Below are 25,350 nucleotides of genomic sequence, written 5' to 3'. Positions count from 1 at the left end.
AGGCAAACCGCAAGCGAGCGCGCACGCTTCAGCGGATGGCGTCCTGCAACGCGAGCTGTTCGTCGCGCATCGTCAAAAGCAGCGGGCAGGTTGCGCACAGTTGCGTCTCTCCTGGAATCTCGTAACGCACGCAACACACGCGGCGCGCGCGAAACGGATCGGGCAGGAGCGCCGAACGCGGCTTCGCGTCGCGCAGCGGCGTACGCAGCGGGTTGTCGTCGGTGGAACGAAAGAGCCAGTTCGCGTCGATCTCGCCATGACTCGAACGCGACGGGCAATTCGCCAGCAAATAGTCGAGCAGATTGCCCGCGTTGCTCCACAACACGCGCGGCGCAATCTTCGTCATGCTCCCGATCATGCCGATCACATCGTCCAGATGTGCAACGAGACTCGCATAACGGCGCGCGGGATCGGCATCGGGCTCCTGCAATGCATCGGCGTGGAAATGCAGCGCGGCGGGCATGCCTTGCTTGAGAACGAGCCGGGTGCGTTCCGGCGCCATGTCGAGCGGACATCCGAGCAATCGCGCCGCCGCGACGCCCGCTGGCGCCGCAAGCCCGAAGTAGTACTTGCTCCACTGCGACAGCAACGCCCGCGCGTGAAGCGCGGCGTCGCCGCCATAGCGCGCGGTCATCGCGTCGAGCAAAGCCGGGCGATGTTCGGACAGCGACGTCAGCGGAATCAGCGCGGCGTCGTCGCAAGGCGCGCCGAGCCATACATTGCGCAGATACGGCGCAAGCTCAGGCGACGCGAAGTCCGCAAAACTGCGTGCCGGCGAACTCATCGCGCGCGGCCTCGCCGCCTGTCGCGGCGCGTTTCCATCACGAGCAGCGTGAGCATGTAAGGCGCGCCGATCAGCGCGGTCAGCACGCCGGCTGGAATCTCGCGCGGCGCGAGCAAGGTGCGCGCGGCGAGATCCGCCGCCGCCAGCACCAGCGCGCCCAGCAACGCCGCGAGCCACAGCCGCGTGCCGTGCGAACGCGCGCCGAGCATGCTCGCGAGATGCGGCGCCATCAGGCCGATGAACCCGACCGGCCCGACAGCCGCCACCGCCGCGCACGCGGCGAGCGTCGCGACGCTCAGCACGAGCGGACGCAACGATGCGATCGGCAGGCCGAGCGCCGACGCCTGATCGTCGCCGAGCGCGAGCAGATCGAGCGGACGCGCGAGCAGCGCCAGCGCGGGCAGCGCGAGCACGCACCACGGCAGGATCGTCGCCGCGTCGCCCCAGCTTCGCCCATACGTGCCGCCGACCAGCCACACGACGAAGCGCGCCGGTTGCACGCTCTGCTGCGTGATGAGCCATTGCGCGAGCGTCGTCCACAGCGTGCCGATAACGATGCCCGTAAGCGCCATCGCGAGCGGCGCGTACTGATGCCGTCGATTGAACAGCAGCGTGATGGCGAGCGTCGCGCCTCCGCCCAGCAGCGCGGCTGCCGCGAGAAACAGATGGCCGGCGAGCGGCCAGATCATCAGCGCGACGAGCGTCGCGAGTCCCGCGCCCTGCGTCACGCCGAGCACTTCGGGACCGGCGAGCGGATTGCGCACGATGCTCTGCATCAGCACGCCGCTCGCCGCGAGCAACGCGCCCGCGAGCAGCGCGCACAGAAGACGCGGCACGCGCAGTTCGAGCAGCATGCGGGCGATGTCGTCGCGCTGTGTGAGCGCATCGATCCAGCGCGCGGGGCCAAGCATCGTCGGACCGATGGAAGCGCCGATCACGAGCACCGCGCATCCGATGAACACCAGCAACGCGGCAAGCGCCGGCCACGGCAGCGACGACACCATCCGCACCACGCGCATGCCGCGTTGCGCCGCCGCGCGCGCACGCTCGCCATGCGTCGCGCCGGACCACGCGGCGCCGTTGCGGATCATCGCGAGCATTAGCGGCGTGCCGACGAACGCGATCGCCACGCCCGTCGACAAGGTCGAATCGAGATCGAGCGCGAGCACGGCGCTGTCGGTGGCGAGCACGAGCGCGCCACCCGCCAGCGCCGACAGCGGCACCAGCGCGCCCAGCTTCGACGACTTCGCGCCGCGCACCTGGCGCAGGAGATTCGGCGCGATCAGCCCGACATACGACAGCGGCCCCGCGATCGCCACCGCGACGCTCGCGAAGCCGACCGCGACGGTCATCGCGAAGAGGCGCGTCGCATCGACATTCACGCCGGCGGCGGCGGCGGCATCGTCGCCGAGGGCGAGCGGATCGAGCGGGCGCATCACGAACGGCAAGGCGGCGAGCGGCAGCACGAGCCACGCGAGCGCCGACATCAATCCCGCCGCGCCCGGCTGATACAGACTCCCGCTCGCCCACAACGACGCGCCCACGACCGTCTGCTCGAAGAACGCCAGCAGCAGCGTGCTGATCGCGGAAAACAGCAGCATGCACACGCTGCCCGCGAGCACGAGCCGCAAGGGCGTCGCGCGCCAGCCGCCCGCCGCCGCCGCGACGCAGCCCGCCGCCGCGAGCCCGCAGACGAACAGCAGCGGCACCGAAGCCGCGCCGACGATACGCGGCGCGATCATCGCGGCGAGCAGGCCGAGTTGCGCGCCGCCGGTGATGCCGAGCAGATCGGGCGCGGCCAGCGGATTGCGCGTCAGAGCCTGAAACAGCGCGCCGGCCACCGCGAGGCAGCCGCCCGCGACGAGCGCCGCCGCCACGCGCGGCGCGTCGAGATCGAAGAGAAAGACCCGCGCGAGTTGCGCGGCGTCGCTGCCGGAAGGCGCGTCGAGCCAGGCGCGCATCTCGGGGCCGAGGCGCGCCGCGGCGAGCGCGAGAATCAGCGCGACCAACGCGGCCGCCGTTACGCCGACGCGATTCGGCGCCGCCGTGCGATGCTTCGCCGGCTTGGCGGGAGCAAGCGCCGTCATGCGGCTCGCGTCGATTCGGCGACGCCTTCGTAAGCCGGCACGCACATCGGCGCGCCCGTTTGCGGATGCGACACGCGCAGCATGCGCAAGCCGAAGGTTTCCTGCAGATGACGCGGATCGATCATCGCCTCGGGCGTGCCCTGCGCGACGATGCGACCCGCGCGCATCAGCACGATTTCATCGGAAAACGCGGCTGCCTGATTGAGGTCGTGCAGCACCCAGACGATCGTGAGGCCGCGCTCGCGATTGAGCCGCCGCAACTCGCGCAGAATGTCGAGCTGATGATGGATGTCGAGATACGTGGTCGGCTCGTCGAGCAGCACGATGGGCGCTTGTTGCGCAAGCGCCATCGCGATCCACGCGCGCTGACGTTCGCCGCCCGAGAGCGCGGCGACATCGCGCGCGGCGTCGTCGACTAGACCGCTCGCGTCCAGCGCCGCATCGATGGCCGCGTGGTCCGCGCGCGTCAGACCGCGCATCCAGCCGCCATGCGCGTAGCGCCCGTAAGCGACGAGCTCGCGCACCGTCAGGCCGGCCGGAATCTGGTTGAACTGCGCGAGCATGGTCAGCGTGCGGGCGAGCGCGCGTCGGCGCAGCGAGCCGATCGGCTTGCCGTCCACCTCCACGTCGCCCGCGCTCGCCGGCTGCAATCCGGCGAGCGTGCGCAACAGCGTGCTCTTGCCGCAGCCGTTGGGCCCGCACAGCGCAGTGACGCGGCCCGCGGCAATATCGATATCGAGGTTCCGCAACACCACGTCGTCGCGATAAGCGACGCTCAGGGAACGCGCGCGAAGCGCCGTGCTCAACGTCATCGAGTCATTGTTCCTCGCGGTAGCTCCGCGCCATCGCGACGACCACCTTGCGCGGTCCTTCGCTCGTTGTGCAGCGGAATCCAGCGATGCGGCGGATATTCCGTCGACGTGTACACCCCGCCTTCGACCTGGCTGCGCGGCGTCGATGCGAATTCGTAGCCGATCAGCGGATCGCCGTACGACGCCGCGAAGCGCTGGAACGCCTCGATCGATTCCACGCGAAAGCCGGTGAAGCGCACGCCGCCCGCGCGTTCCAGGTGCCCGGCTGCGATGGCGTGCAGGAGCGGCCCGGCTTGCGCGAGCGTCATGTCGGCGCCCACGCGCGGCGAGACGACCACCGGCAAACCCGGCTCGATGCGCAGATCGGCGAGTCGCGGCGCGCGTGCGATCATCGAGAGTTCTGTCATGCGAAAGTTCGTGACTCGTGCGGATCAGTTCAGACGCGCCTTGGCCTGCGCATTCAGCGCGTCCATATGACGGCGCAGGCTCGCGGGACGCATGTCCGTCCACGTGTCCTCGATATACGCGAGGCATTCCGCCTTCGGGCCGCGCACGCCGGCTTCGCGCCAGCCGGCGGGCACGTCGCGGAACGTCGGCCAGATGGAGTACTGCTCTTCGTCGTTGATGACGACCGTGTAGACGAGCTCGTCCGCTGCGTGGCTCTGTTGCGTCATGTCGATACCTCTCGTTCGGAATGTCCTTGGTCGGTGGCGCTTGCAGCGCGTTCATCGATAGAGACGTTCGGGGCGCCCGTTTTTTTACCGCCGCCGCGCCCGCCCGCCGACGAACGCCGGACACGCGGCGTTGCGCTCGCGCGCGTCGAGGCAGGCGGCGCAATGCTGTTCGGCATCGCGAACCATGAAATGAACCAGGGTCTGCGAGACGTTCAGCGCGCGCGCCGTGCTTTGCAGCGTTTCCTCGCGCACCCGCACCATTTCGAACGCGGTGCGGCTGCGCTCGAGCAACTGCGCGAGCGCGTCGCACACGCGGCGCAACGTGTCGCGCGCCTGCACGCACGCTTCGGGCGTGGATTCCTGCGACGGCACGTCGAGACCGTCTTCCTCGTCCGCGCGATAGGTGTTTTCGAGGTTTTGCCGCCGGCACGCATCGATCGACGCGTTGCGCACCATGCGCGCGAGGTAACCCATCGGCTGGCGCACGCCGTCGTGCTGCGGCAGGTCGATGAGATTGACGAAGACGTCATGCACCACGTCCTCCGCGCGGCTCGCGCAACCCACGACGCCGCGCGCCATGTTCACGAGCATCTGCCGGTTGGCGATGGCGAGTTCGAGCAGGTCCGGCGCGGCGCTCGTCCGTTGCGGCTCCGGCGCCGGCGCAGTGACGACAGGCGCGACGGGCTGATGCTGATGCCAGTGCGTATCGAACGGCAGCGCATCGAGAGGCAAATTCGACGAAGGCGGCGGCGAAGTCGACGTGCGTTTCGACGATGCCGGCTGGGCGTGCATGTAAGCCATAAATCGTGCTCCACTTCCGTAAGACTTGGGAAGCTAACGTAAACGCGAATCATTCTCAACTTATCCTTGTATGTTAGCTGGTTGTAAGATTTGATCCGATTCCCATGCGGTCCACGCCCATTGCGGCAGCCCGGCAAGCGGACGAATTGTCAATAACGTCTGCGCGGCGAATATTTTTTGTCCGGTGGACACGTGGCACCGAGCCGAATTTGAGACAGCCGCTAAAGTTTCGATGCGAACGACCGTTATCCGAATTGAGGTCCGGCTTTCCCGCGAGGGTTCAGCCATCGCCGGACCGCGCCGGAAGCCAACATGGACCATCAAACTGAGGTATTCACCCTGCCGCGCGGACGCGCGGCGACGTGGTTGCTGCACGCGGGAGCCGACATTCCCCGCGCGATTCGTGTCGCCCTCGTCGGCAGCCTGTTCGGCACCTTGCCGATCTTCGCGGGTGGCGTGCTCAACACGGTCGCGGTCGCGTGGGTGCTGGATCGCCGTCATCCAAGCGTGCCGTTCGACATCTGGCTCGCGCTCGAAGTGGCCGTGTGTCTCGTGCGGCTCGTCGTGCTGATCGTCGCGCGCAAGCGGGCGCGCGAGGGCAAGTCCACGCTCACCGACACCTACGTGCTGCTCGCGCCGCTATGGGGCGCGACGGTCGGTTATGGCGCGCTCGTCTGCGTGCTTTCGGGCGACTGGGTGGCCGCCACGCTCTCGTTTCTGTCGGCGGCGGCGATGGTTGGCGGCATCTGTTTTCGTAATTTCGGCGCGCCGCGTCTGGTCGCGGTGATGATCTTCCTGTCGCTCGGGCCGTGTTGCCTGGGGGCGGTGCTGTCGGGCGAGCCGACGCTCTGGCTCACGCTGCTGCAGATTCCCTTTTATCTCTTCGCGATGAGCGCCGCCGCGTGGCGTCTGAACGGCATGCTCGTCTCGACGATGAAAGCCGAGCAGGAAAACGACCGCCGCGCTCGCCACGACGAGCTGACCGGCCTGCTCAATCGCGCGGGGCTGTTTCAGGCGGTGCGTTCGCGCGCGCCCGAGGCCGCGCATGACACCGCGCACGCGGCGCTGCTCTATCTCGATCTCGACGGTTTCAAGGCCGTCAACGACGCGCACGGTCACGAAGTCGGCGACACGCTGCTCGCGCTGGCGGCGCGCCGCCTGCGGCATCTGTCGGGCGATGGCTCGCTGGCCGCACGGCTGGGCGGCGACGAGTTCGTGATCGTCACGCCGCCGCACGCCGATCCGCACGTGCTGGCCGATCTCCTCGTGCGCGAGCTGTCGAAGCCGTTCCATGTGGATGGCGTGGCGCCGCTCGATATCGGCGTGTCGATCGGCATTGCGCGCTTCGACCATCATCACGACGAACTCGACGGCGTGCTCCGCGACGCCGACAACGCGCTCTACGAAGCGAAACGCGCTGGCAAGAGCCGCTGGGTCGCGGCGGGCGGACGCGAGCCGGAGCGCGCGTCTCAGGACATCGCGCAGGTCGCGTAAGTCTTTAGCCGTTCAGCGCGGCGCTCAGGCTCTCGGCTTCCTTCGCGAAGCGCTGACGTTCCTCGCCGCGCAGACGGTCGTCGCCGGGCAGCGAGACGGTGAGCGGGTCCATCGCCACATCGTCGACGTGCACTTCGTAGTGCAGATGCGGTCCCGTCGCCCAGCCGGTCTCGCCGACATAGCCGATCACCTGGCCGCGCTGCACCGTCGCGCCGTTGCGCAAGCCTTTCGCGAAGCGCGACAGATGCGCGTACACGGTCGAATACGGCGGCGGATTCTCCAGCATGACCACCTTGCCGTAACCCGTTTGCCGGCCGACGAATGTCACCTTGCCTTGCGCCGTTGCATGCACCGGCGTGCCGATGGGCGCGGCGAGATCGACGCCATCGTGGCTTTGCCAGCGATGCGTCACCGGATCGAGCCGCCGCAACGAGAAGTCGGACGATACGCGCGTGAAGTCGACAGGATAACGGGAGAACGCGGGTTTGGTGCTGTTGCCGTTCTTCGAGTAATAGCGCGCTTCGCCTTCCGGATCGCGGTACAGGAACACGTCATGCGAAGACGATCCGGTCGTGAGCCGCACCGCGAGCGGCGCGTCGATCGGTGCATCGCTTCCGGGCGCGCGGTCGTAGATCACGCTCAGCGTATCGCCCTTGCGCAGGTCGCGGCGCAAATCGACTTTATTGCCAAAGGCTTCAGTCAGCGTCGCGATCGTGCCCTGGTCGATGCCGAGGCTCTGGGCGGCTTGCGAGAAGGTTTCGTCGACCGTCGCGCTCTCGGTCGTGCGCACGGGCGCCGGCGGTGCCGGCGGCGGAGCGGGCTTCGCGGGCGGCGTGCCCGGTCTGAGCGCAACAACCGGCGCGTCGTCCTTGTCGATGGATGGCTCATGCGTCCGATGCAGCGCGTCGCAGATCACGACGGTGCAAACGGAGCCGATCGCGCAAGCGAAAAACAGTCTGCCTGCCTTGCCGGGCGAGGCGGTGGTGGGAATGAAGGGCATCGAAGGAAGAAGCGGAGCGGACGATACGCTTGGGATGCATCGTCCGTCAGGGAGCGAAAGGCGCGGCGCGCGGGCCGCGAGCGGCGGAAATAGCGCGCGTTACTCGATCTGCCGGGAAATCGGCGCGATCTTCGGGGAAAAAAGGGCGAACAGGCGAACGGGCATCGAAGCGATTCTGCGCGTGCAGCAGGAGAACGGTCCGGTCGAGACTATGCGAGCTTTCTTAAACGAAACTTAAGCCGACCCCGTTTTACAACGTTGCACGATGTTTGGCTGCAATTGACTGAAGATAATAAACGATACGAGCCGTTACCGCTTCTCCACCTCCAGCGTCTTCGCATATCCCGTCAGTTCCAGATAGCCGCGCCCCGGCTTGTCGCCGCTCAACGTGACCGCGCCTTCCCAATACAGCGCGCCGGTCGAATCGCGTGAATCGAGTTCCTGATCGTCCATGAGCGGGCTCAGCCGCCAGCGCATGCCGCCGACGCGCACGTTCATCGCGACCGGATAAACCGTGTTCGTGCGCGGCGAGCGCCACTGCCGCTCCGGCGTGAAATCGACATCGCCCGGACCGAATTGCGTCGTGCGGCCGTCCGGTTCGCGCAGCGCGGCGTGCGCCCAGACCGCATGGCCGTCGCGGGCGCGGACCTTGAAGGCCATGAGCGCTGCGCCGTCATCGAGATTCGCGCCGATCCAGTCCCAGCCGGCGGCATCGGATGACAGCAGCGTGCTCGACCATTCGTGATCCAGCCATGCGCGGCCCGTCACCGCGACGCTCGCAGTCGCCTTCCCCGATTCAGTCGGCCGCACCACGCTGCCCGTCACCTTCAGTTGCGGCTCGCTGTAGTAATAGCTCGCCTGCTCCGGCAACGGTCCCTTGCGCGAAAAGCCCTGGTCGCCCTGCATCATCGGCGGCTGCGTCGGCGTGAAGGTCAGATGAAGCGCGAAGCCCGCCGCATCGGCATCGACGGAATAGCGGCCATCCGGCGCGCGCGTCATGCGCCACGCATCGAGCTTCACGTCCGTGTTGCCTTCCTTCGAGTACGCGAGCCCGAAGCCCTGCCGCGCGATGTTCTGATCGTGGACGAGCCGCCCGTATGCCGGATCGGACAACGCCGCGTGCGCGATGATCAACTGCGACGGATCGAACGCGCTGCCGCTCGCCTTCTTTCCCGTATTCGAGCGAAAGAACGTGATCTGGAAACCCATCGGCTGATGATCCGGCGTTTCCAGCCAGCCGGTCGCGTACCACCATTCGGTGCGATACGGCGGATGCGCGCCGCTGTCCCGGGGCCATTGAATCGCGCGTCCGGGCACGACCGGCGCGAACGCCGGTTCGGCGGCGAAGGCGGTCATCGAAGAGAACAGCAACGCACAGAGCAGCACGCGCATCACCAGTCCTCCCGCACGGCGCGCACCGCATCGACGGAGACGGCGCGGCGCCCCGACAGCACGGCCGTCGCGCACGACGACGCGAGCATCACGCAGGCGATGACCGCGATCATCGACCAAGGAATGTGCAGCGACATGCTCCAGTGGAACGACTGTGGATTCACGACGAACACGAGAATCAGGCTGATCGCGAAACCGAGCACGCAACCCATCGCGATGCCGAGCAGCGTGAGCCACGCCGCTTCCGACGCGAGCAGCGCGACAATCTGCCCGCGCGTCACGCCGACGTGCCGCAGCATGCCGAATTCGCGCGAGCGCGCGAGGGTCTGCATCGAGAACGTCGCGCCGACGCCGAACAGGCCGATCACGATCGCCACCGCCTCCAGCAGGTACGTCACCGCGAAACTGCGATCGAAGATGGTCAGCGTGCGCGCGCGGATTTCTCCCGGTTGCGAGAATTCGAGCGCGCCGCCGAAGGGCAGCTTTTTGATCGACTCGATGACCTGCGCGGCAGTCGAACCGGCGCGCAAGGTTATGGCGACATCGGTCGCGCTCGCATCGCCGGTCAGGCTACGATAGTCGCCGACGCGCATTTGCAGCGCGCCCGTCTGCCGCACGTAATCGCGCCAGATGCCCGCGACGACGAAGCGGCCATCCGTTGTGCCCGTTGCGCCCGTTGCGCCAATGGGCAGCGTCACGCGCTCGCCCACCCGATAGCCGTACAGATCCGCCATCGCTTCCGAGGCCCACACGGGCGTTTCGCCTTCATGCCATGCCGATGGCGGCAACACGTCGCCGGTCATTTGCAGCGTCGCGCCGGGGTCCGCGGCGTCGAGCTCGCGGGCGATCAGTGCGACGGGCGGCTTGGCGGCATCGAGCGTCAGCTTCGAGGTGCGCGAGAACGCCGCGTGCGCGATCCCGTTCGCCGCCGAGAGCCGCGCCTGCTGCGCGGAACTCAGGCCGCCGGTGTCGCCGCTCGACGCCATACGCACATAGAGATCGGCCGACAGCAAGTGCGCCAGCCAGTCCTCCACCGACACGCGGAAGCTCGTCACCATGATCGCCATCGCGACGATCAGCGTGAAGCTCGACAGCACGCCGCCCATCGCGATCGACGCCTGCCCCGGCGCATTGGCGAGGCGCGCGAGCGCGAGCGTCGCGACGGCTCCGCGCGGCTTCGTCGTCCGGCGAAAGACAATGGCGGTGAGCCGCGGCATCAGCGCAATGCCGCCCACGAGCAGCAGCGCGACGGCGAGATATCCGGCGACGGGCATATCGAAAACGGGCGGCGCCTGCGTCAGCGCCGCGCCCGCCACGAGGCACGCGAGCGCCGGCCACGGCCTGCCGAGCGGCGCGAGCGCGGCTTCCTCGCTGCCGGCCTTGAGCGCGGGCGCGGGCCGGGTGCGCGCCGCTTCGAGCGCGGGAACCAGCGTGCCCGCGAGCGCGACGCCGATGCCCAGCGCGAGAAAGATCGCGCTCGCCACGGGATCGAACGCAACGCGCGGCTCGACGCCCGGAAAATATCCGCCGCCGAGATCGCTGCCGAAAAAGCGCAGCGCGAGCGCGGCGACCGTGAAGCCGAGCGCGATGCCGAGCACGCCGCCCACGACACCCAGGAGCGCGCCTTCGAGCATGATCTGGCGCACGAGCGATGCGCGCGTCATGCCGAGCACGCGCAGCATCGCGAATTGCGCGCGGCGGCGCACGACGCCCGCCGCCTGCGTCGAGAACACGAGAAACGCGCCCGTGAACAGCGCGACCAGCGCGAGCACGTTCATGTTGATGCGATACGCGCGCGACAGCCGATCCGTGCGGCTTTCGACATCGCGCGTCTCGGTCACGACGAGCCGTCCGCCCAGCTCGTGTTGCAGCGACTGGCGGAACGCCTCGCGATTCACGCCGCGCGCGAGTTGCAGATCGACGCGCGAGAGCTTTCCGGTCATCGCGAAATGCGTCTGCACGGCGGCGATGTCCATCACCGCGATGCGCTGCCCGGGACGCGTGCGCGCGATGCCGCCCGCCACGCGCAGGCTGACTGGCGAGGTGCCGCTTTGCAGTTCGATATGCGCGCCGTCGCGTGCGCCGAGCCAGGTTTGCGCGGCGGGCGAAAGAAAGATGGTGTCGTCGGCGAGCACATCGAACGGGGTTTGCGGCGACGGCACGCCGGTCAGATCCGGCGCAATGCGCTTCGCGCGAAACACGTCGATGCCCAGCACCTTGAGCGGCGCACTCTTGCCGGGCACGGCGGCATCGACTTCGAGCACCGGGCTCGCGACCGCGACGCCCGCGTGCGTCGCGAGTTGCGGATAAACCTTCTCGTCGATGAGAGCCTGCGCGCCGCGCACCTGCAGATCGGCCTGACCCGACAGGCTGCGCGCGGCGGCCGAAAACTCGTTGAACGCCGCGCCGTTGATGAGCTGAACCGCGAACCCCAGACCGACCCCGAGCGCGATCGTCAGCACGGCGGTCAGCGCGCGGCCGCGATGACTGCGCCATTGCGCGCCGAGCAGCCAGCGCGTGAGCGTGTCGAAGCTGCGACGCCCGATTGCGGTATCGCTCATCGCGCGAGTGTCGCCGCGTGCAGCGCGCCGTCGCTCAGGATCACCACGCGGTCCGCGAAGGCGGCGGCCGCTTCCGAATGCGTGACCATGACCGTCGCGGCGCGCGTCGCCTTGGTTTCCGCGCGCAGCAGTTCCAGCACTTCATGCGCGGTTTGCGGATCGAGATTGCCAGTGGGTTCGTCGGCCAGCAAAAGACGCGGCCGATGCACCAGCGCCCGCGCGATTGCCACGCGCTGCAGCTCGCCGCCCGAAAGCTGACGCGGCATATCGCCGTCGCGTCCGTCGAGGCCGACCGCCGCGAGCATCGCGCGCGCGGGTTCGGGCGGCATGCCGTTCAACAGCAGCGGCACCGCGACGTTCTGATACAGCGTCAGATGCGGCAGCACATGAAACGCCTGAAATACGAAGCCGAGCTTCTGGCGACGCAGGCGCGTGGCGGCGTCGTCGGAGAGCGTGGAGATGACCGCGCCGTCGATCAGCACTTCGCCGCTGTCGGCATGATCGAGACCCGCGATCAGATTGAGCAGCGTCGATTTGCCGACGCCCGAGTCGCCCATCACCGCGACGAACTCGCCCGCGCCGAGCGCGAAGTCGAGCGCGTCGAGCACGATGCGCCCGCCCGCGTAAGTCTTCGTCAGGCGGCGGCATTCGAGGGCGGGAGTGACGTTCGGGTCGGCGGGTCGCATGGGATGGGTCAGGCACGAAGGCGCGATTTCTGATTTCGCAAGCATTGTGCCCAACAATCGTGCTTTTCCGCTCGTTGCGCCGCCTGAATCAGCCTTGCGGCATCGTGCCGGGCCGGATGTACGGGAACATGTGCGACACGTAATCCGCCTTGCCGAGCGCCACGCCGTGATGACGCAGGATCGCGTAGGCGGTCACCGCGTGGAAATAGAGCTGCGGAAGGCACCAGTCGCGCGCGTATTGCTCGCCGGTCAGATCGAAGACGATGCCGTTCGGCAGATCGAGCGCGATGGGCGACGCGCTGCAGGCATCGAGCGCATCCGGCGTGAGCGCCGAAAGAAACGCGCTCGCCTCGGCGATACGCGCTTGCGCATCGGCGAATGTGCCCGGCGCTTCGTTCGACTTCGCGCCCTCCGTGCGAATGCCGAGCAGGCTCTGCGGCAACGCCTCGCCACGCAGCCGGTAAACCGGCTCCAGCGCCTGAAAGCACGCGAAGCGCACCTGTGCGGCGAGCGGGAACATGTCCGGGGCGAGACGCAGCGTCATGAGCGCATCGGCGTCGGCGCCCTGCTCCTTCTCGAGCGCGGCGGCCTTGTCGAGCCATGCCGACAGGCTCTTCAAGGTTTGCAGAAAGGTCGGGACGAGAAGACGGGTCAGTTGCATCGAAGGCTCCGCGGGTCGAGGTATCGCGATCTTATCGCGATGTGGCCCCGACCCGCGACGCATCGGCTTCCTGCATCGGCTTCCTGCATCGGCTTCCCGCATCAGCTTCCGGTCAGGCCGAACACCGCGACGCCCGTCTTCGTGCCGACATACACCTTGCCGTTCGCGATTGTCGGCGAGACGAACTTGTTGCCCGCGCCGAACTGATCGCGCGTGCCCGACTGGTTGCTGTTGTACAGCTCGGTGGCGAGATTGCCGGCGTCGTACGCATGCAGCACGGCGGGGGTGACGTTTTCCACGCCCCAGACGATGCCGTTCGTGTTGCCGTTCGCGGAGATCACCGGCGCGAAGCCCGGAAAACCCCAGTTGGTCGCCGGGCTCGTGCTCTGACTCGATGCGGTGGTCGCCACCATCGCGTTCACGACCGGCAGAGCCTTCAGGCGATCGCCCGCCGGGCCGACGTAAATCGTGTTGTTGTAGAACGCGGGCGCGCTGAACATCGGGCCGGTGATCGTCGAGAAAAGCTCCTGATAGATGTGGTCGCCGGCCGAATCGAACTTGCCCATGTTGTCGCGATCGACGATGTAGAGCGCGCGCGTCTTGCCGCCGCCTATCGCGAGATGGCGCACCTTTCCATTGACGTCGGTGAGATCGGGCAGCACAAGCACGCCGCCCGAGCCGAGGTCGAGATCCTGACTCGACTGCACGACCGTGTCCGATGGCTGGAAGTAATCGGTCACCTGGAGCGTCGGCGTCGGCGTGAGCTTCAGGAAGCCGTTGCCGAAATCGTTGTGAATGGGCATGTCCTGCGCGTTGGTCGTCGGGTCGAAGGTGCCGTTGCCATCGAGGAAATAGATCGACGCGCCATCCGATGCGAGGCCCGCGCCGCTCATCCAGATGCCGCCCATCTCGCCGTTCGGCGTTACGTTGACGATGTTCGTCTGCTTGAGCGTATCGGCGCTGTAGCCGATGACCCAGCCGGTGTACGGCAGCGCATCGCAATGCGAGCTCCACGACGTGTACACCACGCCGTTCATCAGCAGGAGCGATGCGCGCTCGATGTACTGGCCGGACGTGAACGGCACGACGCCGTTGACGCTGCCCGATCCGGTGCCGGGATACGAACCGGTGATTTCCGTCGGGCCGCCGAAGAGCTCGGCGCCGGTGGCGATATCGAGCGCGTGGATGCGCTGGTGATAGCCGCCCGAGCTGTCCTTCGACATGCCCACGACATACATCGCGCCGTTCGGCCCGCGCGCGCGGTCGATGACCGGCGTCGCCGTGACGCCGATGGTCGGCGTGGTCTGGTTGCAGCCGTGATCGTCGCTGGGTGTTTCGCCCGCGCCCAAGGTCGAGACGCGCCAGAGAACGGTGCCGGTGTCGGCGTCGAAAGCGTAGACGGTGCCGTTCTCGGTGGCGACGTAGAGCACGTTGTGGGTGCCGCCCGCGATCGGCACTTTGCCGAGATAAAGCGGCTGCGCGTCGATGGCGCCATCGACGGAATAGAAGCCGAGCTTGCCGAACGTGGCTGCCTTGACGTTGGCGGGCGTGAGCCGGGTTTCGGCGAGCTGCCCGGCGGTACGGCGAATGTCGTTGTGATACGTGACGACGTCCATCGGCGTGGATGGCGATGCCGTGCTCGCGGCCGGCGTGCTGGCCCCGCTCGCCGACGAAGCCGCCGACGGACTCGACGCCGTGGCGGGACTCGACGCGGATGACGGCCCCGAAGACGATGCGTTGCCTCCGGACGTCGCGGCCGTGTCGGAATTCGAACTGCCTCCGCTACATCCACCGATGATTGCTGCCGCAACGGCAGCGACGACTACGATCACGCCAAGCGAGAAGTGCCCTTTCATCTGCGGAATCTCCCGTTTCTTCGAATTTCTTGAGGGGGCCGAGCTGGATGGTGCGGCGATTATGGTCCGCGAGATGTTGCAGCAATAAAAAGGCGTCGGAGAAAGCTAACATTTGGCCGAATAATCTGATGGAAATGTGTATAGGTATGAACAATCTGTCCGTCAGGAAACGCGAATTTCGGCGCTTTCCCCATACTTAAGCGTCTACCAAAGAAAGGTAAAAAAGCTTAAAACGCCTCAGGCGACAAAAGCTGAACGGTTAGGCTTGTATGCCTTCCGATAAAAGAACCTGAGAGACAGATGACCCCGACAAATGACGTCATCCTGAGAGAGCGAGACCGCCTGTTCGGTCTGCATTCGGTACGCGGCGCAATGCCGGTCACACCTTCCTTCGACGACCTCGAAGATTTTCACCCGACCATCAAGTATCACCGTGGCGCGGCCTTCCATGCCTCGGCCACGCGCGTGGGCAACGTGTTCATGGCGAGCGCGTCGATTCTGGAAGAAGACGGCCATTCGACTTCGCTGGGAAGACTTGGCGCATTCGCGAGCGAGGATGTCGCGCTCGGCTTCGCGGTCCGCTGCGCGACCGCGTTCATCGACGGCGACGAGATGCCGCTGCCGCCATTCCAGACGATCGCACAGTAAGCGCGGGCAAATCCCTCACGCCATAGAAGCGCAAACGCCGCTTCAGCTCCGGATCGAAGCGGCGTTCGCGCGCGCTTCGCGAAAGCGAAAATAGCCGCTGCGCAGCATGACGGGGTTGCAGCCGAACCGGCTCAGCATCTGTTCCGCCGCGCCTTCGATGGACGACCGGTGACTCTCGAACGCGAGCCGCAGATCTTCCTCGCGCCACGACGCGGCGCCGAAGTGATCTTCCAGCGCCTCGGCGGAAATGATGCATTCGACGCGCTCGCCATCGGCGACGGCCGCGAACGTGAGCGACGGGACATCGCCCTGATAGACGGGCGTGTGACTCAAAAACGTGATGTTCATGCCGAGACCTCGCAAAACGACGCTGCGCGTGCTTCACGCATCGAACGAACGGGACGTCCCCGAAGCGGACATATCCCTTAAGTTTTTGCGATGAATTTGGCCCGCGTATTGATCTCGATCAAACGGGAGGCGGCCGGCACGGGTTACGTCTAAGGAATGCGATAGCTCCCCATCTTTTCCCCGATATAGCTGTACGAGCCCTTGTCCGCCGGCAATACCTGCACCTGCTGCCAGTCGAACTTTCCCTCGATGCCCTTGTACTTGCCGGTGCCCGCGCCGAGCGTGCCCTTGCCCGATGTCGAACCGCCCGGATAGCTATAGGTCTCGACGAACTTGTCTCCGTCCTTGTCCGTATAGACGCAGTAGCCGGTCGCGGAACTCGCGCTGAAACCCGCTTCGACGCAACGCGCCGTGACGTTGTGCATCAGCGGCGTCTTCTGGTTGTTCGTCATGAGCAGCGTGGATTCGAACAGATACACCGCGTCGTCGCCGCCCGCCTTGAGCTCCCGGACGTCGTTGCCGGTGGCGACGTAGGTTGCCTCGATGGCCCCCTGCTTCGGCAGCGCTTCGGCCGCGCAGACCGCCGGCAGAAACGTCATCGCGACGAACGCTGTCGAGGACAGCACGGTAATACCGGATGCGCGGGTTGTGCTTTTCATCGTCGACCTCCAGACGGATTACTTCTGAATTCCCTTCTCCCTATGCCGATGTCCGACACGAACGTGCGCCAACGGACGCCAGCTCTCGCGCCGACACTATTCAGCATGTCTACCTATGATCATTGACATGGCGTCGCGCTGCCGGGGAAAAGTGTCGCGCACGGCAATCTCAGCCGATACCCCCATTTGAGGGCAATCTCGCGCGCAGGGGACCTTCGATCGGGCTCCGCCTGTCCGAAAAGCTTCCTATACTGCCAGGCAGGTTTTCTGAAGACGCGGCGCCGTGAAGGCTCGCGGGAGACCGCATGCAACGAGTCGATGCCATTCATCGCGCGATCCAGAGCATCTACGAGGCGACGCTCGCGCCGGAGCACTGGCCCGAAGCGATTGCGTCGGTGGCGCTCGCGGGCGGCGCGCACAAGGCCATCTTGCATGCGGCCGCGTCATGCGGACCCACGCTCGCGGTCACCAGCGGATTCAGCGCCGACGATGTCCCCCGTCTTCAGCGCGAGATCGAAAACCGGCTGCCCGCATGGATCGAGGCGATACCCACGGGCACGCCCTTGCGCCAGACTTCGGTGATATCGGACGCGGACTTCCGGATGTCCGATCTCTATGATGCCGCCGTGCGCCCCGCCGGCGGCTTCTATGGAATCGTCGCGCCGCTCGTGCGCGGGGCCGACCGTCGCATTCTGCTGACACTGGCGCGCAACGCGGGCGCCGCCGACTTCACGGAAGACGACGTTCGCGCGACCAGCGTGATTGGCTCGCACGTCGTGACGGCGTTCAAGGTATGGCGGCGCATCGCCGGTTCGGAGGGACGGGCGTCGGCGACCTGTGAGGCGATCGCCAGACTGAACGTGGGCGTCGTGTTTCTCGATGAAACCATGCGTCCGCTGCTCGCCAATCCCTGCGCCGAGGCGCTGGCTCGTCGCGCGATGGTCTCGTGCTCGAAGCCAGCGGGCTCACGGCCACGCGCGCCGACGACGCGCGCAATCTCGCCGCGTCGATCGCCGCCGCCACGCACTTCGGTGACGCCCGACGCCGGGACCCCGATCCGGCGGCGCGGGCGGCGTCCGCGTGGAACTGCCTGATTCATCGCCGGCCGCCGCGCGGTCCGCTGGTCGCCAGAGTCGTTCCGGCGGGCTATTCCTTGCCGTCCTCTCTCGGCGTGGCGACTGCACGCACGATCGTGTTCGTCATGGAAGCCGACCGGCCGCCCGCGATCGACACATCGTTCCTGTGCGCCGCCTTTGGCCTCACGCGGCGCGAAGCAGCGCTCGCGGCCCTGCTCGCGCGCGGCGATGACCTGCGTCTCGCCGCGAGGCAGTTGAATATTGAGATCGGAACGGCGCGCGGCTATCTGAAGCAGGTTCTCGCCAAGACCGATACGCATCGCCAGGCCGAGCTCGTCGCGTTCCTGTTGCGCGGCGGTCTGCAGCCCGTCGGCCTCCGCTCGCGCGGCTCAGCCTGAAGCGCGCGGCTCGCCGGCCGCCGCGAGCGGACGCGCATCGCACGCAAGCGTTCATTCGTGTGAACGGCGCTCCGGCCGCTCGTGGCGCTCGGGCCGTTCCGGCCGGTGCGTGCGGCCCTGATCCTCGCTGATGGTCGATATCGCGTGCTTGAAGATGCCTTGCGCGCCGGTCGTCGAGTTGAGATAGACCATATACGAATCGAATGACTGGATGTGACCCGTCAGCTTGATGCCGTTGACGAGAAAAACAGAGACGCGCTTGTGCTCCTTGCGCAGGACGTTGAGGAATTCGTTCTGGGGATTCGGCGCGGCTTCGGACATGGTGTTCTCGGTCTATCGGTAAGAATAATGGGGGGGCCGGCTGCGTCATGCGGGCGGCCGCTCGTGTTCATTTCCATATGATAGATGGATGCGTCGCCAAAACGCTGCACAAGTGGTCGCGGCACATGGTTTGCGACGGCAAGTTGCCTTAACCCACAGGAGGCGCTATGAGCATCTTTTCATCGATCATGAGCAAGATCTTCGGCCATCAGGACAGCAATACGCCAGCGGCACAAGCAGGCGGGAGCGCCGCCCCGCCTGCTTCCGGTGCGCCGGCGGCAGGCGCCGCCGCGCCCGCGACATCGACGGCCGCATCGCCCCCCGCGCAGGCCGACGCCCCGCAACAGAACGTGGATGTCGAAGCGGTGCTCACGCAGATGCAGGCGAGCCACGGCGAGCAGCTCAACTGGCGCACCTCCATAGTCGATCTGATGAAGCTGCTGGGTCTCGACAGCAGCCTCGCCGCGAGAAAGGAGCTGGCCTCCGAACTGCACTACAGCGGCAACACGGAGGACTCCGCCGCGATGAACATCTGGCTGCACAAGCAGGTGATGCAGAAGCTCGCCGAGAACGGCGGCAAGGTGCCCGACGATCTCAAGTAAGCGCGCGGAGCCGTCCGGTCAGCCTTATTCCGCCTCGACGCGTTCGTCGCTTCCGCGTCTGGACGCGTTGCGCGCCTGCGCTTTCGCGAGCCGGCGCGCGATCTCGGCCGCCGCCGCGCCGTCTTCGTGCGTCGCCGCGCCCTCGCTCTCCCGTTCCTCCGCGAGCTGGAGATAGGCCGCGGCGAGCTTGCGCAAGTCTTCCTCGGTCGCGTCTTCGATCCCAATCAACTTGTTGCTCGCGTGCTTGTGCGACGCGAGCAGTTCGTTGAGCTTCAGATGAACCGCGACGCTGTCCTTGTTCGCGCTCTGCTGAATGAGAAACACCATCAGAAAGGTGATGATCGTCGTGCCCGTGTTGATGACCAGTTGCCAGCCTTCCGAGAAATGGAAGAACGGCCCCGACACGAGCCAGACGACCACTGATATCACCGCGAGCCCGAAGGCGACGGGCGATCCGGCCCAGCGCGTCACGGTGCTGGCGAAAGCGTCGAAGGCGCGCGTGACCGGATGTGCCTTCGCGTAGCCCGGACTCGATGTCGAAGGCACCGTATCCATGGGCGCGGCATCGGGAAGCGGGTTCTTGTCGTTCATGTGGGGGGTTTCGAGAGGGATGAAAAGAATTTAGCAAGTGCAGCTTTCGAGAGACATACGTCCCGCGGGAGCGCACCGGAACGACACTTGCTGAATTCCGGCACGACTCATCCGATGTTGACGCCATGAAGAACCCTGCCTTCCTCACCGCGCTGAATGCAATGCGTTTGGCCTGCATGAAGACCGCGCACGAGCCGACGTGAATCCGAAGTGAATCCGATCATCCGTCGCCGGCGCATCGGCCGCTTCGATGCGGCGCGCATGTGCGTGCAGTCGTCGATCGCGAGCGTGCTCACGTATGCGTGCATGAAGTTCATCGCCTCGCCGAGCCTGACTTGGGGCGTGTTTTCGAGTCTGTTCACGCTGCAGGTCAACTTCGACCGCAGCCTGAAGCACGGCACCGGGCAGATGATCGGCGCGGTACTCGGCACGGCGGTCGGCGTCGCGACGCTGCATTTCTTCGCCGCGCCCGACAATGCGCTGTTAAGGCTCAGCCTCGCGACGCTCGTCACCTGCCTGTCCTCGACGATCTTTCCCACGACGAACTACAGCATCGTCGTGGCGGCGGCGCTCGCGCTGGAACCGTCCGCCGGCATCGCGGGCGCGTTCGCGCGTGCGGAGGCCATCGTGGCGGGCGCGGCCATCGGCATTGCGGTGTCGGTGAGCGTGTGGCCGCAACTCGCCCGCTCGCGCGCCTTCGACATCATGGGCGAACTGCTCGACGACTCGCGCGCGCTGCTCACGACCTTGCCGATCCTGCATCCTGTCGAGGACCGCACGAGTGTCGACGCGCTGCATGAGCGCTTCCTGCGCCATCTCGTCGAGGCGCGCGCGGTCTGCGGCGAAACGCGCGTGCGCGCGCGCTTCGAGACGGGCTCGACGCTCGCCGCCGCCCTCAACGCGTTCCAGACGCTCTGGCACGGACTGGTGCTGCTCGACCGCGTCGGGCAGGCGCAATGCGCGTCGCTGCCGCATCAAGAACGCGATGCGCTGATCGAGCGCATTGACGCGGTGTGCCATTGCGCGAACAGCTATCTGAAAGCGCTCGCCGAGTGGATGCGCGGCGGCGTGCCGCTGCCTCCGACGCAGCGCTTCCTCGGGCCGCTGCACGACGCCGCGGCCGCGGTGCGGGCGCGCGTCGGCGGGTCTGAAGTGATGCCGTTGCAATCGCAGGCGCTATCCACGCTGTCATTTGCGCTGGATCAGATCGAATCGAATCTCGCGAACATCGGCCGGGTGCTGGAGATGCGCTTCCATCCATAGCGATAGCGGCGAGCGGACACGGCTCGTTTCCCACGAAGCCGGACGATTGCGTGATCGCCTATGCGTTGCCCGATTCGCAGTGAGCGTTGTCGGCCGCTGCGGCCAGGTCGTTCGTGTGGACCATCAGTTCGCGGACCTGACGCAGCATCGGATACTGGTCGAGCACGGCGCGCCAGCGCGGCGATGCGAGCAGATCGGTCCATATCGCTTCGAGAACCTGCGCATCGGCATGCGGGTTTTCCGCGAGCGCGGCAGCATATTCCAGGCTTGCGGGCGCCGACAGGAGCTGCATGCGGATGGCCGCGCCGAGCAGGCGCGGATTCGCCTCCGCCGGCGCGTCGCAGCAATACAGCACCGTGCGCCGCAGGCTGGCTTCGTCGGTTCGCAGCGCGCCGAGCGACGCGCCGCGAATACGCATCGTGCCGCAACGAGTCTCGAAGGCGTAAGTCGCGTCACGTTCCGCATGTGCAAGCAGCCGTATTCCGCGCAGCAGGCGACCAAAGTCGGTGGCGGCCGCATCCACCGAAGCCTTGGCTTCGACCAGCAGACGCACGTCCCAGGCTTCGTCGTCCGCACTCACGCGATGCAGCAGCACCGCGTCCCATTCTGTCTTCGCGTGCGCGTGACTCGCCGGTATCGAAGCCGGAACACGCATCGACGTCACCACGCGCCACGCGTCGCGCGTGCCGTCTGCCTCGTCGAGGCGACGCGCCAGCGCTTCGAGCGCGCGGGCCGCCGCCGCTTCCGTGGCCACGCCGCGCCGTTGCGAAGCGGCGCCGTGAGCCACGGCCAGCGCACTGCCCGGACGCGGGCCCTGAAGGTCACACAGCGACCGGTAATGGCGCACGGATTCATCCGCCTCCAAGGATTCGAGCCGGCGCAGACGTGTCAACGCGTCGCTGTCGCGCAGCCGCACCAGCCCGCTCGCGAGCGCCGAATCTTGCGCGATCTCCGGCACTTCGAGCAGGGCGCGAACGGTCTCGTGAAACGCCGACGAGTCCGCCGATGTCGCTGCGGCATGAAGCCCGCTCAGCGCGTCGCGCTGCGCGACGGAAACGATCCGCGCCACTTTTCCCGGATGCGCGAGCGAAGCAACGGCCGCGCGAATCCCGCGCCGATCCTGCCCGGCATGTGCAGACAACGACGCGTATTCGCGCACCCGCACGACCCGGTGACGCAGCGTCATCGCCTGAAAGACGGGGTCGCCGCCGTCCGTGCGCAGTGCGTCGCGGATCATGCGCGCGAGCGAATCGATGAAACGGCGCTTCAGCGCTTCATCCGGCGTGCCGGCGCGGGCCAGCGCCTCGCGGGCCTGTTCCAGCGCGAGCGCCAGGGCCTTCGCCGGGCTTGAGGCGGCTGCGCTGTCGAGCGGCGGCAGGCGATAGCAGCGCGTCACGCCCCGCAGTATTTCATCGAGCATCTTGTTCTCGCGCTTCGTCGCGTGTCCGGAAACGGTTCGATAAGTACATGATCTGTTTCGTACTAGTTTCCTAAAATGGGGACACTGGTTTGCGCGAACCCAACGTTCACAAGCATGCGACGCCGTTTCACGCGTCGCTTCACTCTCACGCCAGCCTCGAGTCAAACGAAAATATGGTCATCTACCACCGTGGCGCAGCGTTCAAGGCCGCCGTAAGCCGGGAAGGCGCGGCTTACATCGCCACAGCATCGATTCTGGAAGAGGACGGACATACCACGTCGCTGGGCGAACTCGGCGCCTTCGCAAACGAGGAAAGCGCGTATTGCTTCGCGGTGGCCTGCGCGACCGCGTTCATCGACGGCGACACACCTCCGGTCCCGCCGCTCCTGTCCGCGGACCACTAGGCGAGCGAGGCGGAAAGCCGCCCGGAACCGCGCGGCCACGCTCAGGCGTCTGCGCACGGTCATCGCGCAGCATAGTCAACGGCAAGCTTCGTTCGCGCCGGCAAACGAGGCCGATTCCCCGTGCAATCAGGAGCTGAAACGGGATCGCACGAACGAACCCGTCTTGCGCCTAGCCCTGCGACGAAGGCGTCGGCGGAAGCCCGAAATGCGGCACGACACCCTTCACGCCCGGCACGTTCTCTGCCGCGACGCGAATTGCATTGCCCTCGTCTGAGCCGACGACGGGCCCCCAGAGATGCACCGTCCCGCCTTCGACGATGACGTTCTCCCGCGCGAGCGCCCACGGCTGGCCTGCCATGGCGGCGAGCACGTCTTCGCGTATCGCGTTGTCGCCGCTTTCGATATCGGCGGGCACCTCGGGCGCCATCGTCACGAGCGCGCGAATGAGGTTGGCGCGGCTCACGACGCCCACCAGCTTGCCGTCGCGCATGACCGGCACGCGCTTGATTTTCCGGCGGTCGAGCAGATCGGCAATGTCCGCGACCGGCATCGATTCGGTGATCGTGGCGACGTCGGTGGTCATCACATCGCGGACCTTCCGCGCGTGCTCCCTCACGTACTGGCTCGCCAGCTCGCTCGTCGATGCAACCAGTTCGAGCCACCAGGCACGCTGCCTGACGCCGGTGCCGAGCTCCGCACGGTGCATCAGATCGCCCTCCGTGACGATGCCGAGCAACTTCCCGGACTCGTCGACCACGGGCATGCCGCTGATGCCAGCGAAGACCATGGTGCCCGCGGCGTTGCGAACGGACATGTCGGGGCTGGCGGTAATGATCGAAGTCGTCATGATGTCGGAAGCTCGCACGTTCATCTCCTTGAGGGAAGAAAACATCGTCTCGAACTGCTGGCGCTCCATCATCGCGCCAGACGACGGGTTCTGACAAGAATGGCTTTCGCGAACCGCGCGGCTCGCCGGTGCGGATCTCGAATCAATCTGATGATTCGTTTCGCAAGATGTGCGGCAGGCGCTTCGTTCACCGGCGATTTCGTCGGACGATGAACGAAACCGCGCTTCTGTTACGCTCGGACACTCGTCAGGTTTGCGCGGAACTCGACATGACCGTTCTGTCAGCGCGTTATGTGATCGCGATCGTAGTCAACGTGGCATTGCCCGCGCTCGCCTACAGGATCGCGATCGGGCACTTCGGCGTGGTCGGCGCGCTCATTGCATCGGCATTGCCGCTGGTCGTGTGGATGACCTTCGATCTGACGCGCTACCGCCACTTCGACGCGCTGAGCGGCATCGTCCTGGCGGGCATCGTCATGTCGCTGCTCGTGCTGCTTTCGGGCGCGGACGGCTGGCTGCGAAATTCACGCGAGCCGGCGGTCAGCGGCGTCATCGGCATGTTCTTTCTGCTTTCGCTCTTTCTCGACCGCCCTCTCGTGTATTACCTCGCGCGCTCGACGCTCTCGCGCGAACAGCAGGGACGCGAAGCCGACTTCGACGATCGCTGGGCCACACGTCCGGCGCTGGCCCGATCGATCCGGCTGATGACCGCCGTGTGGGGCGCCGGTCTCGTCGGCGAGAATCTCGCGCGACTCTGGATCACGCTTCACCTGCCTGACACGGACGCCAACCGGCTGTCCACCTTCGTCAGTTACGCGACCTACGCGGCGCTGACGGTCTGGACGATGTTCTACCGCAACAGATACATCAAGCGACAGGCGTAGGATCGCTTCCGGCTCAGGCGGCGGGCCGCGCGCCCTCCCACGCGCGCTGCAGCAACGCCCTGAGCGGTTTCTCCTCGACCGGACGCGGATTCCAGTATGGGTTCGACATCGCCACCTCGCATGCACGATCGAGGTCGGCTTCGCTCAGGCCGATCTCACGGAGCCCTTGCGGCACGCCGAGTTCATGGTTGAGTCGATACAGCCCGTCCGGCGCCGACTTCACGTTCAATGCGCGCGCGATGCGCTCCATCGCGTCGTCGGCCACGATGCTGTTGTAAGCGAGTGCGTGCGGCAGAACGATTGCGTGCGTCTCCGCGTGAGGCAGGTTGAAGGTTCCGCCGAGCGTATGGCAAAGCTTGTGATGAAGCGCCATCCCGACGTTGCCCAGCACCATGCCGCACAGCCACGCGCCGTAGAGACACTCGCTGCGCGCCGTCCTGTCCCTGCTGTTTCGATTCACGCCGCGCAGACCATTGGCGAGCGAGCGAATGCCTTCCTCCGCCATCAGGGACATGACGGGATTGCCATCCTTCGAATACAGGCCCTCGGCGGCATGCGCGATCGCGTTGAGGCCGCTCACGATCGACAATCGAACCGGCAGTCCGATCGTCAGTTCAGCGTCGTACAGCACAGTCTTCGGGATGACCCTGGCGTCGCGGCCGGTCTTCTTCAGGCCGTCTTCGGTGATGCCGTAGATCGGCGTCATCTCCGAGCCGGCATAGGTCGTCGGTATCGCGATGATCGGCAGCGGCGATTCGAGCGCGATCGCCTTGCCGAGTCCGATCGTGGAACCGCCCCCGATCGCCACCGCACAGTCCGCGCCGACCGCCTTCGCGTGCTCTCGCGCACGCCGCGCGTTCTCGATGGGCACGTGCATCTGCGCCCCATCGAAAACGCCCGCGCTCGACGGACCGAGCAGCGCCGAGACGACTTCGGCCTGCGCCTTCTGCTCGGGCGTGCAGAGCACCAGCGCGCGCCGCGCGCCGAGCGTCTCGACTTCCTGCTGGATCAGCTTCATGCTGCCCGCGCCGAACACGACGCGCGATGCCTGCGTGGTATAGGTGAACTCGTACATGCTCTG

27 protein-coding genes and 1 pseudogene are annotated in these 25,350 nt (G+C 66.5%); 9 read left to right on the top strand and 19 right to left on the bottom strand.

Going from position 1 to position 25,350, the window contains the following annotated elements:
- Positions 1 to 28 precede the first annotated feature (28 nt).
- The 6 genes and pseudogenes from fhuF to AWB79_RS03560 all read right to left on the bottom strand — a co-directional run bounded on the left by fhuF (position 29) and on the right by AWB79_RS03560 (position 5,158).
- Positions 29 to 784 (bottom strand): siderophore-iron reductase FhuF, encoded by a 756-nt coding sequence (gene fhuF / locus AWB79_RS03585; protein ID WP_061166020.1) that lies wholly within the window; start codon positions 782 to 784, stop codon positions 29 to 31.
- Entirely contained in the window at positions 781 to 2,871 is a 2,091-nt protein-coding gene (gene fhuB, locus AWB79_RS03580) for a Fe(3+)-hydroxamate ABC transporter permease FhuB (protein ID WP_061166019.1), read from the bottom strand. The genes fhuF and fhuB overlap by 4 nt, the downstream gene beginning before the upstream one ends.
- Entirely contained in the window at positions 2,868 to 3,683 is an 816-nt protein-coding gene (locus AWB79_RS03575; protein ID WP_061166018.1) for an ABC transporter ATP-binding protein, read from the bottom strand. The genes fhuB and AWB79_RS03575 overlap by 4 nt, the downstream gene beginning before the upstream one ends.
- A 59-nt stretch (positions 3,684 to 3,742) precedes the next feature.
- Positions 3,743 to 4,090 (bottom strand): annotated as a pseudogene (locus AWB79_RS03570) (TauD/TfdA family dioxygenase); the annotation flags it as partial.
- 24 nt (positions 4,091 to 4,114) lie between these two features.
- Positions 4,115 to 4,357, bottom strand: coding sequence for an MbtH family protein (locus AWB79_RS03565; protein WP_061166017.1), 243 nt, complete (start codon positions 4,355 to 4,357; stop codon positions 4,115 to 4,117).
- A gap of 84 nt (positions 4,358 to 4,441) precedes the next feature.
- Positions 4,442 to 5,158, bottom strand: coding sequence for an RNA polymerase factor sigma-70 (locus AWB79_RS03560; RefSeq protein WP_074169325.1), 717 nt, complete (start codon positions 5,156 to 5,158; stop codon positions 4,442 to 4,444).
- 312 nt (positions 5,159 to 5,470) lie between these two features.
- Between AWB79_RS03560 and AWB79_RS03555 the strand changes: the two genes are divergently transcribed.
- Positions 5,471 to 6,652 (top strand): GGDEF domain-containing protein, encoded by a 1,182-nt coding sequence (locus AWB79_RS03555; RefSeq protein ID WP_061166016.1) that lies wholly within the window; start codon positions 5,471 to 5,473, stop codon positions 6,650 to 6,652.
- 4 nt (positions 6,653 to 6,656) lie between these two features.
- Here the strand turns inward: AWB79_RS03555 and AWB79_RS03550 are convergent, their stop codons facing one another.
- Positions 6,657 to 7,652 (bottom strand): peptidoglycan DD-metalloendopeptidase family protein, encoded by a 996-nt coding sequence (locus AWB79_RS03550; protein ID WP_082862258.1) that lies wholly within the window; start codon positions 7,650 to 7,652, stop codon positions 6,657 to 6,659.
- Here AWB79_RS03550 and AWB79_RS03545 point away from each other — a divergent pair.
- Positions 7,642 to 7,890 carry a hypothetical protein gene (locus AWB79_RS03545; protein ID WP_157695684.1) on the top strand — a complete coding sequence of 83 codons (249 nt, stop codon included), beginning with the start codon at positions 7,642 to 7,644 and terminating at the stop codon, positions 7,888 to 7,890. The two genes, AWB79_RS03550 and AWB79_RS03545, sit on opposite strands and share 11 nt — an antisense overlap.
- A gap of 71 nt (positions 7,891 to 7,961) precedes the next feature.
- Here AWB79_RS03545 and AWB79_RS03540 read toward each other — a convergent pair whose 3' ends face one another.
- The 5 genes from AWB79_RS03540 to AWB79_RS03520 form a co-directional block, all read right to left on the bottom strand.
- On the bottom strand, positions 7,962 to 9,044 hold the full coding sequence (locus AWB79_RS03540) for a lipocalin-like domain-containing protein (RefSeq protein ID WP_061166014.1): 1,083 nt from the start codon (positions 9,042 to 9,044) through the stop codon (positions 7,962 to 7,964).
- Positions 9,044 to 11,605: an FtsX-like permease family protein gene (locus AWB79_RS03535; protein ID WP_061166013.1), complete on the bottom strand. Its 2,562-nt coding sequence runs from the start codon at positions 11,603 to 11,605 to the stop codon at positions 9,044 to 9,046. Before AWB79_RS03535 ends, AWB79_RS03540 begins: the two co-directional genes overlap by 1 nt.
- A complete protein-coding gene (locus tag AWB79_RS03530) occupies positions 11,602 to 12,291 on the bottom strand; it encodes an ABC transporter ATP-binding protein (protein ID WP_061166012.1) in 690 nt (229 codons plus the stop codon). The genes AWB79_RS03535 and AWB79_RS03530 overlap by 4 nt, the downstream gene beginning before the upstream one ends.
- Positions 12,292 to 12,379: 88 nt before the next feature.
- Positions 12,380 to 12,952 (bottom strand): DUF1993 domain-containing protein, encoded by a 573-nt coding sequence (locus AWB79_RS03525; RefSeq protein WP_061166011.1) that lies wholly within the window; start codon positions 12,950 to 12,952, stop codon positions 12,380 to 12,382.
- Between the two features lie 101 nt (positions 12,953 to 13,053).
- Positions 13,054 to 14,568 carry an outer membrane protein assembly factor BamB family protein gene (locus AWB79_RS03520; RefSeq protein WP_232470809.1) on the bottom strand — a complete coding sequence of 505 codons (1,515 nt, stop codon included), beginning with the start codon at positions 14,566 to 14,568 and terminating at the stop codon, positions 13,054 to 13,056.
- Between AWB79_RS03520 and AWB79_RS40325 the strand changes: the two genes are divergently transcribed.
- Both AWB79_RS40325 and AWB79_RS03515 read left to right on the top strand, forming a co-directional pair.
- Entirely contained in the window at positions 14,555 to 14,896 is a 342-nt protein-coding gene (locus AWB79_RS40325) for a hypothetical protein (protein WP_232470808.1), read from the top strand. The two genes, AWB79_RS03520 and AWB79_RS40325, sit on opposite strands and share 14 nt — an antisense overlap.
- A 212-nt stretch (positions 14,897 to 15,108) precedes the next feature.
- A complete protein-coding gene (locus AWB79_RS03515; protein WP_332459654.1) occupies positions 15,109 to 15,456 on the top strand; it encodes a hypothetical protein in 348 nt (115 codons plus the stop codon).
- A gap of 42 nt (positions 15,457 to 15,498) precedes the next feature.
- On the opposite strand, the gene AWB79_RS03510 is transcribed toward AWB79_RS03515, so the two are convergent.
- Both AWB79_RS03510 and AWB79_RS03505 read right to left on the bottom strand, forming a co-directional pair.
- Positions 15,499 to 15,804, bottom strand: a complete 306-nt coding sequence (locus AWB79_RS03510) for a DUF1488 family protein (protein ID WP_061166008.1) — start codon at positions 15,802 to 15,804, stop codon at positions 15,499 to 15,501.
- Positions 15,805 to 15,953: 149 nt separating this feature from the next.
- The gene (locus AWB79_RS03505; protein WP_232470807.1) at positions 15,954 to 16,463 is read right to left on the bottom strand and encodes a hypothetical protein; all 510 of its coding nucleotides are present in this window, start codon (positions 16,461 to 16,463) and stop codon (positions 15,954 to 15,956) included.
- 305 nt (positions 16,464 to 16,768) lie between these two features.
- On the opposite strand from AWB79_RS03505, the gene AWB79_RS03500 reads away from it, so the two are divergent.
- The gene (locus tag AWB79_RS03500) at positions 16,769 to 17,557 is read left to right on the top strand and encodes a hypothetical protein (protein ID WP_061166007.1); all 789 of its coding nucleotides are present in this window, start codon (positions 16,769 to 16,771) and stop codon (positions 17,555 to 17,557) included.
- 431 nt (positions 17,558 to 17,988) lie between these two features.
- Here AWB79_RS03500 and hfq read toward each other — a convergent pair whose 3' ends face one another.
- On the bottom strand, positions 17,989 to 18,258 hold the full coding sequence (gene hfq, locus AWB79_RS03495; protein WP_061166005.1) for an RNA chaperone Hfq: 270 nt from the start codon (positions 18,256 to 18,258) through the stop codon (positions 17,989 to 17,991).
- Positions 18,259 to 18,425: 167 nt separating this feature from the next.
- Here hfq and AWB79_RS03490 point away from each other — a divergent pair, with 167 nt between their 5' ends.
- Positions 18,426 to 18,860, top strand: a complete 435-nt coding sequence (locus tag AWB79_RS03490; RefSeq protein WP_061166004.1) for a DUF3597 domain-containing protein — start codon at positions 18,426 to 18,428, stop codon at positions 18,858 to 18,860.
- 24 nt (positions 18,861 to 18,884) lie between these two features.
- On the opposite strand, the gene AWB79_RS03485 is transcribed toward AWB79_RS03490, so the two are convergent.
- The gene (locus AWB79_RS03485) at positions 18,885 to 19,451 is read right to left on the bottom strand and encodes a low affinity iron permease family protein (protein WP_061166003.1); all 567 of its coding nucleotides are present in this window, start codon (positions 19,449 to 19,451) and stop codon (positions 18,885 to 18,887) included.
- 210 nt (positions 19,452 to 19,661) lie between these two features.
- On the opposite strand from AWB79_RS03485, the gene AWB79_RS39975 reads away from it, so the two are divergent.
- Positions 19,662 to 20,714: an FUSC family protein gene (locus AWB79_RS39975; protein ID WP_061166002.1), complete on the top strand. Its 1,053-nt coding sequence runs from the start codon at positions 19,662 to 19,664 to the stop codon at positions 20,712 to 20,714.
- A gap of 58 nt (positions 20,715 to 20,772) precedes the next feature.
- Here AWB79_RS39975 and AWB79_RS03475 read toward each other — a convergent pair whose 3' ends face one another.
- Complete coding sequence (locus AWB79_RS03475) at positions 20,773 to 22,134, bottom strand: hypothetical protein (RefSeq protein ID WP_061166001.1); 1,362 nt, start codon at positions 22,132 to 22,134, stop codon at positions 20,773 to 20,775.
- 89 nt (positions 22,135 to 22,223) lie between these two features.
- On the opposite strand from AWB79_RS03475, the gene AWB79_RS03470 reads away from it, so the two are divergent.
- On the top strand, positions 22,224 to 22,538 hold the full coding sequence (locus AWB79_RS03470; RefSeq protein ID WP_332459653.1) for a hypothetical protein: 315 nt from the start codon (positions 22,224 to 22,226) through the stop codon (positions 22,536 to 22,538).
- A 169-nt stretch (positions 22,539 to 22,707) separates the two neighbouring features.
- On the opposite strand, the gene AWB79_RS03465 is transcribed toward AWB79_RS03470, so the two are convergent.
- Positions 22,708 to 23,403 (bottom strand): CBS domain-containing protein, encoded by a 696-nt coding sequence (locus AWB79_RS03465; RefSeq protein WP_061166448.1) that lies wholly within the window; start codon positions 23,401 to 23,403, stop codon positions 22,708 to 22,710.
- Between the two features lie 251 nt (positions 23,404 to 23,654).
- Between AWB79_RS03465 and AWB79_RS03460 the strand changes: the two genes are divergently transcribed.
- On the top strand, positions 23,655 to 24,269 hold the full coding sequence (locus AWB79_RS03460; protein WP_061166447.1) for a VC0807 family protein: 615 nt from the start codon (positions 23,655 to 23,657) through the stop codon (positions 24,267 to 24,269).
- A 13-nt stretch (positions 24,270 to 24,282) separates the two neighbouring features.
- Here the strand turns inward: AWB79_RS03460 and AWB79_RS03455 are convergent, their stop codons facing one another.
- Positions 24,283 to 25,344, bottom strand: a complete 1,062-nt coding sequence (locus AWB79_RS03455; RefSeq protein WP_061166000.1) for a maleylacetate reductase — start codon at positions 25,342 to 25,344, stop codon at positions 24,283 to 24,285.
- Positions 25,345 to 25,350 lie beyond the last annotated feature (6 nt).

It is taken from the genome of Caballeronia hypogeia (genome assembly GCF_001544875.2).
GTDB lineage: Bacteria > Pseudomonadota > Gammaproteobacteria > Burkholderiales > Burkholderiaceae > Caballeronia > Caballeronia hypogeia.
The sequence above is the reverse complement of the archived record's forward strand: the minus strand, read 5'-3'. Positions and strand labels throughout refer to the sequence as shown.

Excerpts from the sequence above, each read along its gene's own strand:
- fhuF (WP_061166020.1), bottom strand. The coding sequence starts at position 784 with ATGAGTTCGCCGGCACGCAGTTTTGCGGACTTCGCGTCGCCTGAGCTT.
- fhuB (WP_061166019.1), bottom strand. The coding sequence starts at position 2,871 with ATGACGGCGCTTGCTCCCGCCAAGCCGGCGAAGCATCGCACGGCGGCG.
- AWB79_RS03575 (WP_061166018.1), bottom strand. The coding sequence starts at position 3,683 with ATGACGTTGAGCACGGCGCTTCGCGCGCGTTCCCTGAGCGTCGCTTAT.
- AWB79_RS03565 (WP_061166017.1), bottom strand. The coding sequence starts at position 4,357 with ATGACGCAACAGAGCCACGCAGCGGACGAGCTCGTCTACACGGTCGTC.
- AWB79_RS03560 (WP_074169325.1), bottom strand. The coding sequence starts at position 5,158 with ATGGCTTACATGCACGCCCAGCCGGCATCGTCGAAACGCACGTCGACT.
- AWB79_RS03555 (WP_061166016.1), top strand. The coding sequence starts at position 5,471 with ATGGACCATCAAACTGAGGTATTCACCCTGCCGCGCGGACGCGCGGCG.
- AWB79_RS03545 (WP_157695684.1), top strand. The coding sequence starts at position 7,642 with ATGAAGGGCATCGAAGGAAGAAGCGGAGCGGACGATACGCTTGGGATG.
- AWB79_RS03550 (WP_082862258.1), bottom strand. The coding sequence starts at position 7,652 with ATGCCCTTCATTCCCACCACCGCCTCGCCCGGCAAGGCAGGCAGACTG.
- AWB79_RS03540 (WP_061166014.1), bottom strand. The coding sequence starts at position 9,044 with ATGCGCGTGCTGCTCTGTGCGTTGCTGTTCTCTTCGATGACCGCCTTC.
- AWB79_RS03535 (WP_061166013.1), bottom strand. The coding sequence starts at position 11,605 with ATGAGCGATACCGCAATCGGGCGTCGCAGCTTCGACACGCTCACGCGC.
- AWB79_RS03530 (WP_061166012.1), bottom strand. The coding sequence starts at position 12,291 with ATGCGACCCGCCGACCCGAACGTCACTCCCGCCCTCGAATGCCGCCGC.
- AWB79_RS03525 (WP_061166011.1), bottom strand. The coding sequence starts at position 12,952 with ATGCAACTGACCCGTCTTCTCGTCCCGACCTTTCTGCAAACCTTGAAG.
- AWB79_RS03520 (WP_232470809.1), bottom strand. The coding sequence starts at position 14,568 with ATGGACGTCGTCACGTATCACAACGACATTCGCCGTACCGCCGGGCAG.
- AWB79_RS03515 (WP_332459654.1), top strand. The coding sequence starts at position 15,109 with ATGACCCCGACAAATGACGTCATCCTGAGAGAGCGAGACCGCCTGTTC.
- AWB79_RS03510 (WP_061166008.1), bottom strand. The coding sequence starts at position 15,804 with ATGAACATCACGTTTTTGAGTCACACGCCCGTCTATCAGGGCGATGTC.
- AWB79_RS03505 (WP_232470807.1), bottom strand. The coding sequence starts at position 16,463 with ATGAAAAGCACAACCCGCGCATCCGGTATTACCGTGCTGTCCTCGACA.
- AWB79_RS03500 (WP_061166007.1), top strand. The coding sequence starts at position 16,769 with ATGCAACGAGTCGATGCCATTCATCGCGCGATCCAGAGCATCTACGAG.
- hfq (WP_061166005.1), bottom strand. The coding sequence starts at position 18,258 with ATGTCCGAAGCCGCGCCGAATCCCCAGAACGAATTCCTCAACGTCCTG.
- AWB79_RS03490 (WP_061166004.1), top strand. The coding sequence starts at position 18,426 with ATGAGCATCTTTTCATCGATCATGAGCAAGATCTTCGGCCATCAGGAC.
- AWB79_RS03485 (WP_061166003.1), bottom strand. The coding sequence starts at position 19,451 with ATGAACGACAAGAACCCGCTTCCCGATGCCGCGCCCATGGATACGGTG.
- AWB79_RS03475 (WP_061166001.1), bottom strand. The coding sequence starts at position 22,134 with ATGCTCGATGAAATACTGCGGGGCGTGACGCGCTGCTATCGCCTGCCG.
- AWB79_RS03460 (WP_061166447.1), top strand. The coding sequence starts at position 23,655 with ATGACCGTTCTGTCAGCGCGTTATGTGATCGCGATCGTAGTCAACGTG.
- AWB79_RS03455 (WP_061166000.1), bottom strand. The coding sequence starts at position 25,344 with ATGTACGAGTTCACCTATACCACGCAGGCATCGCGCGTCGTGTTCGGC.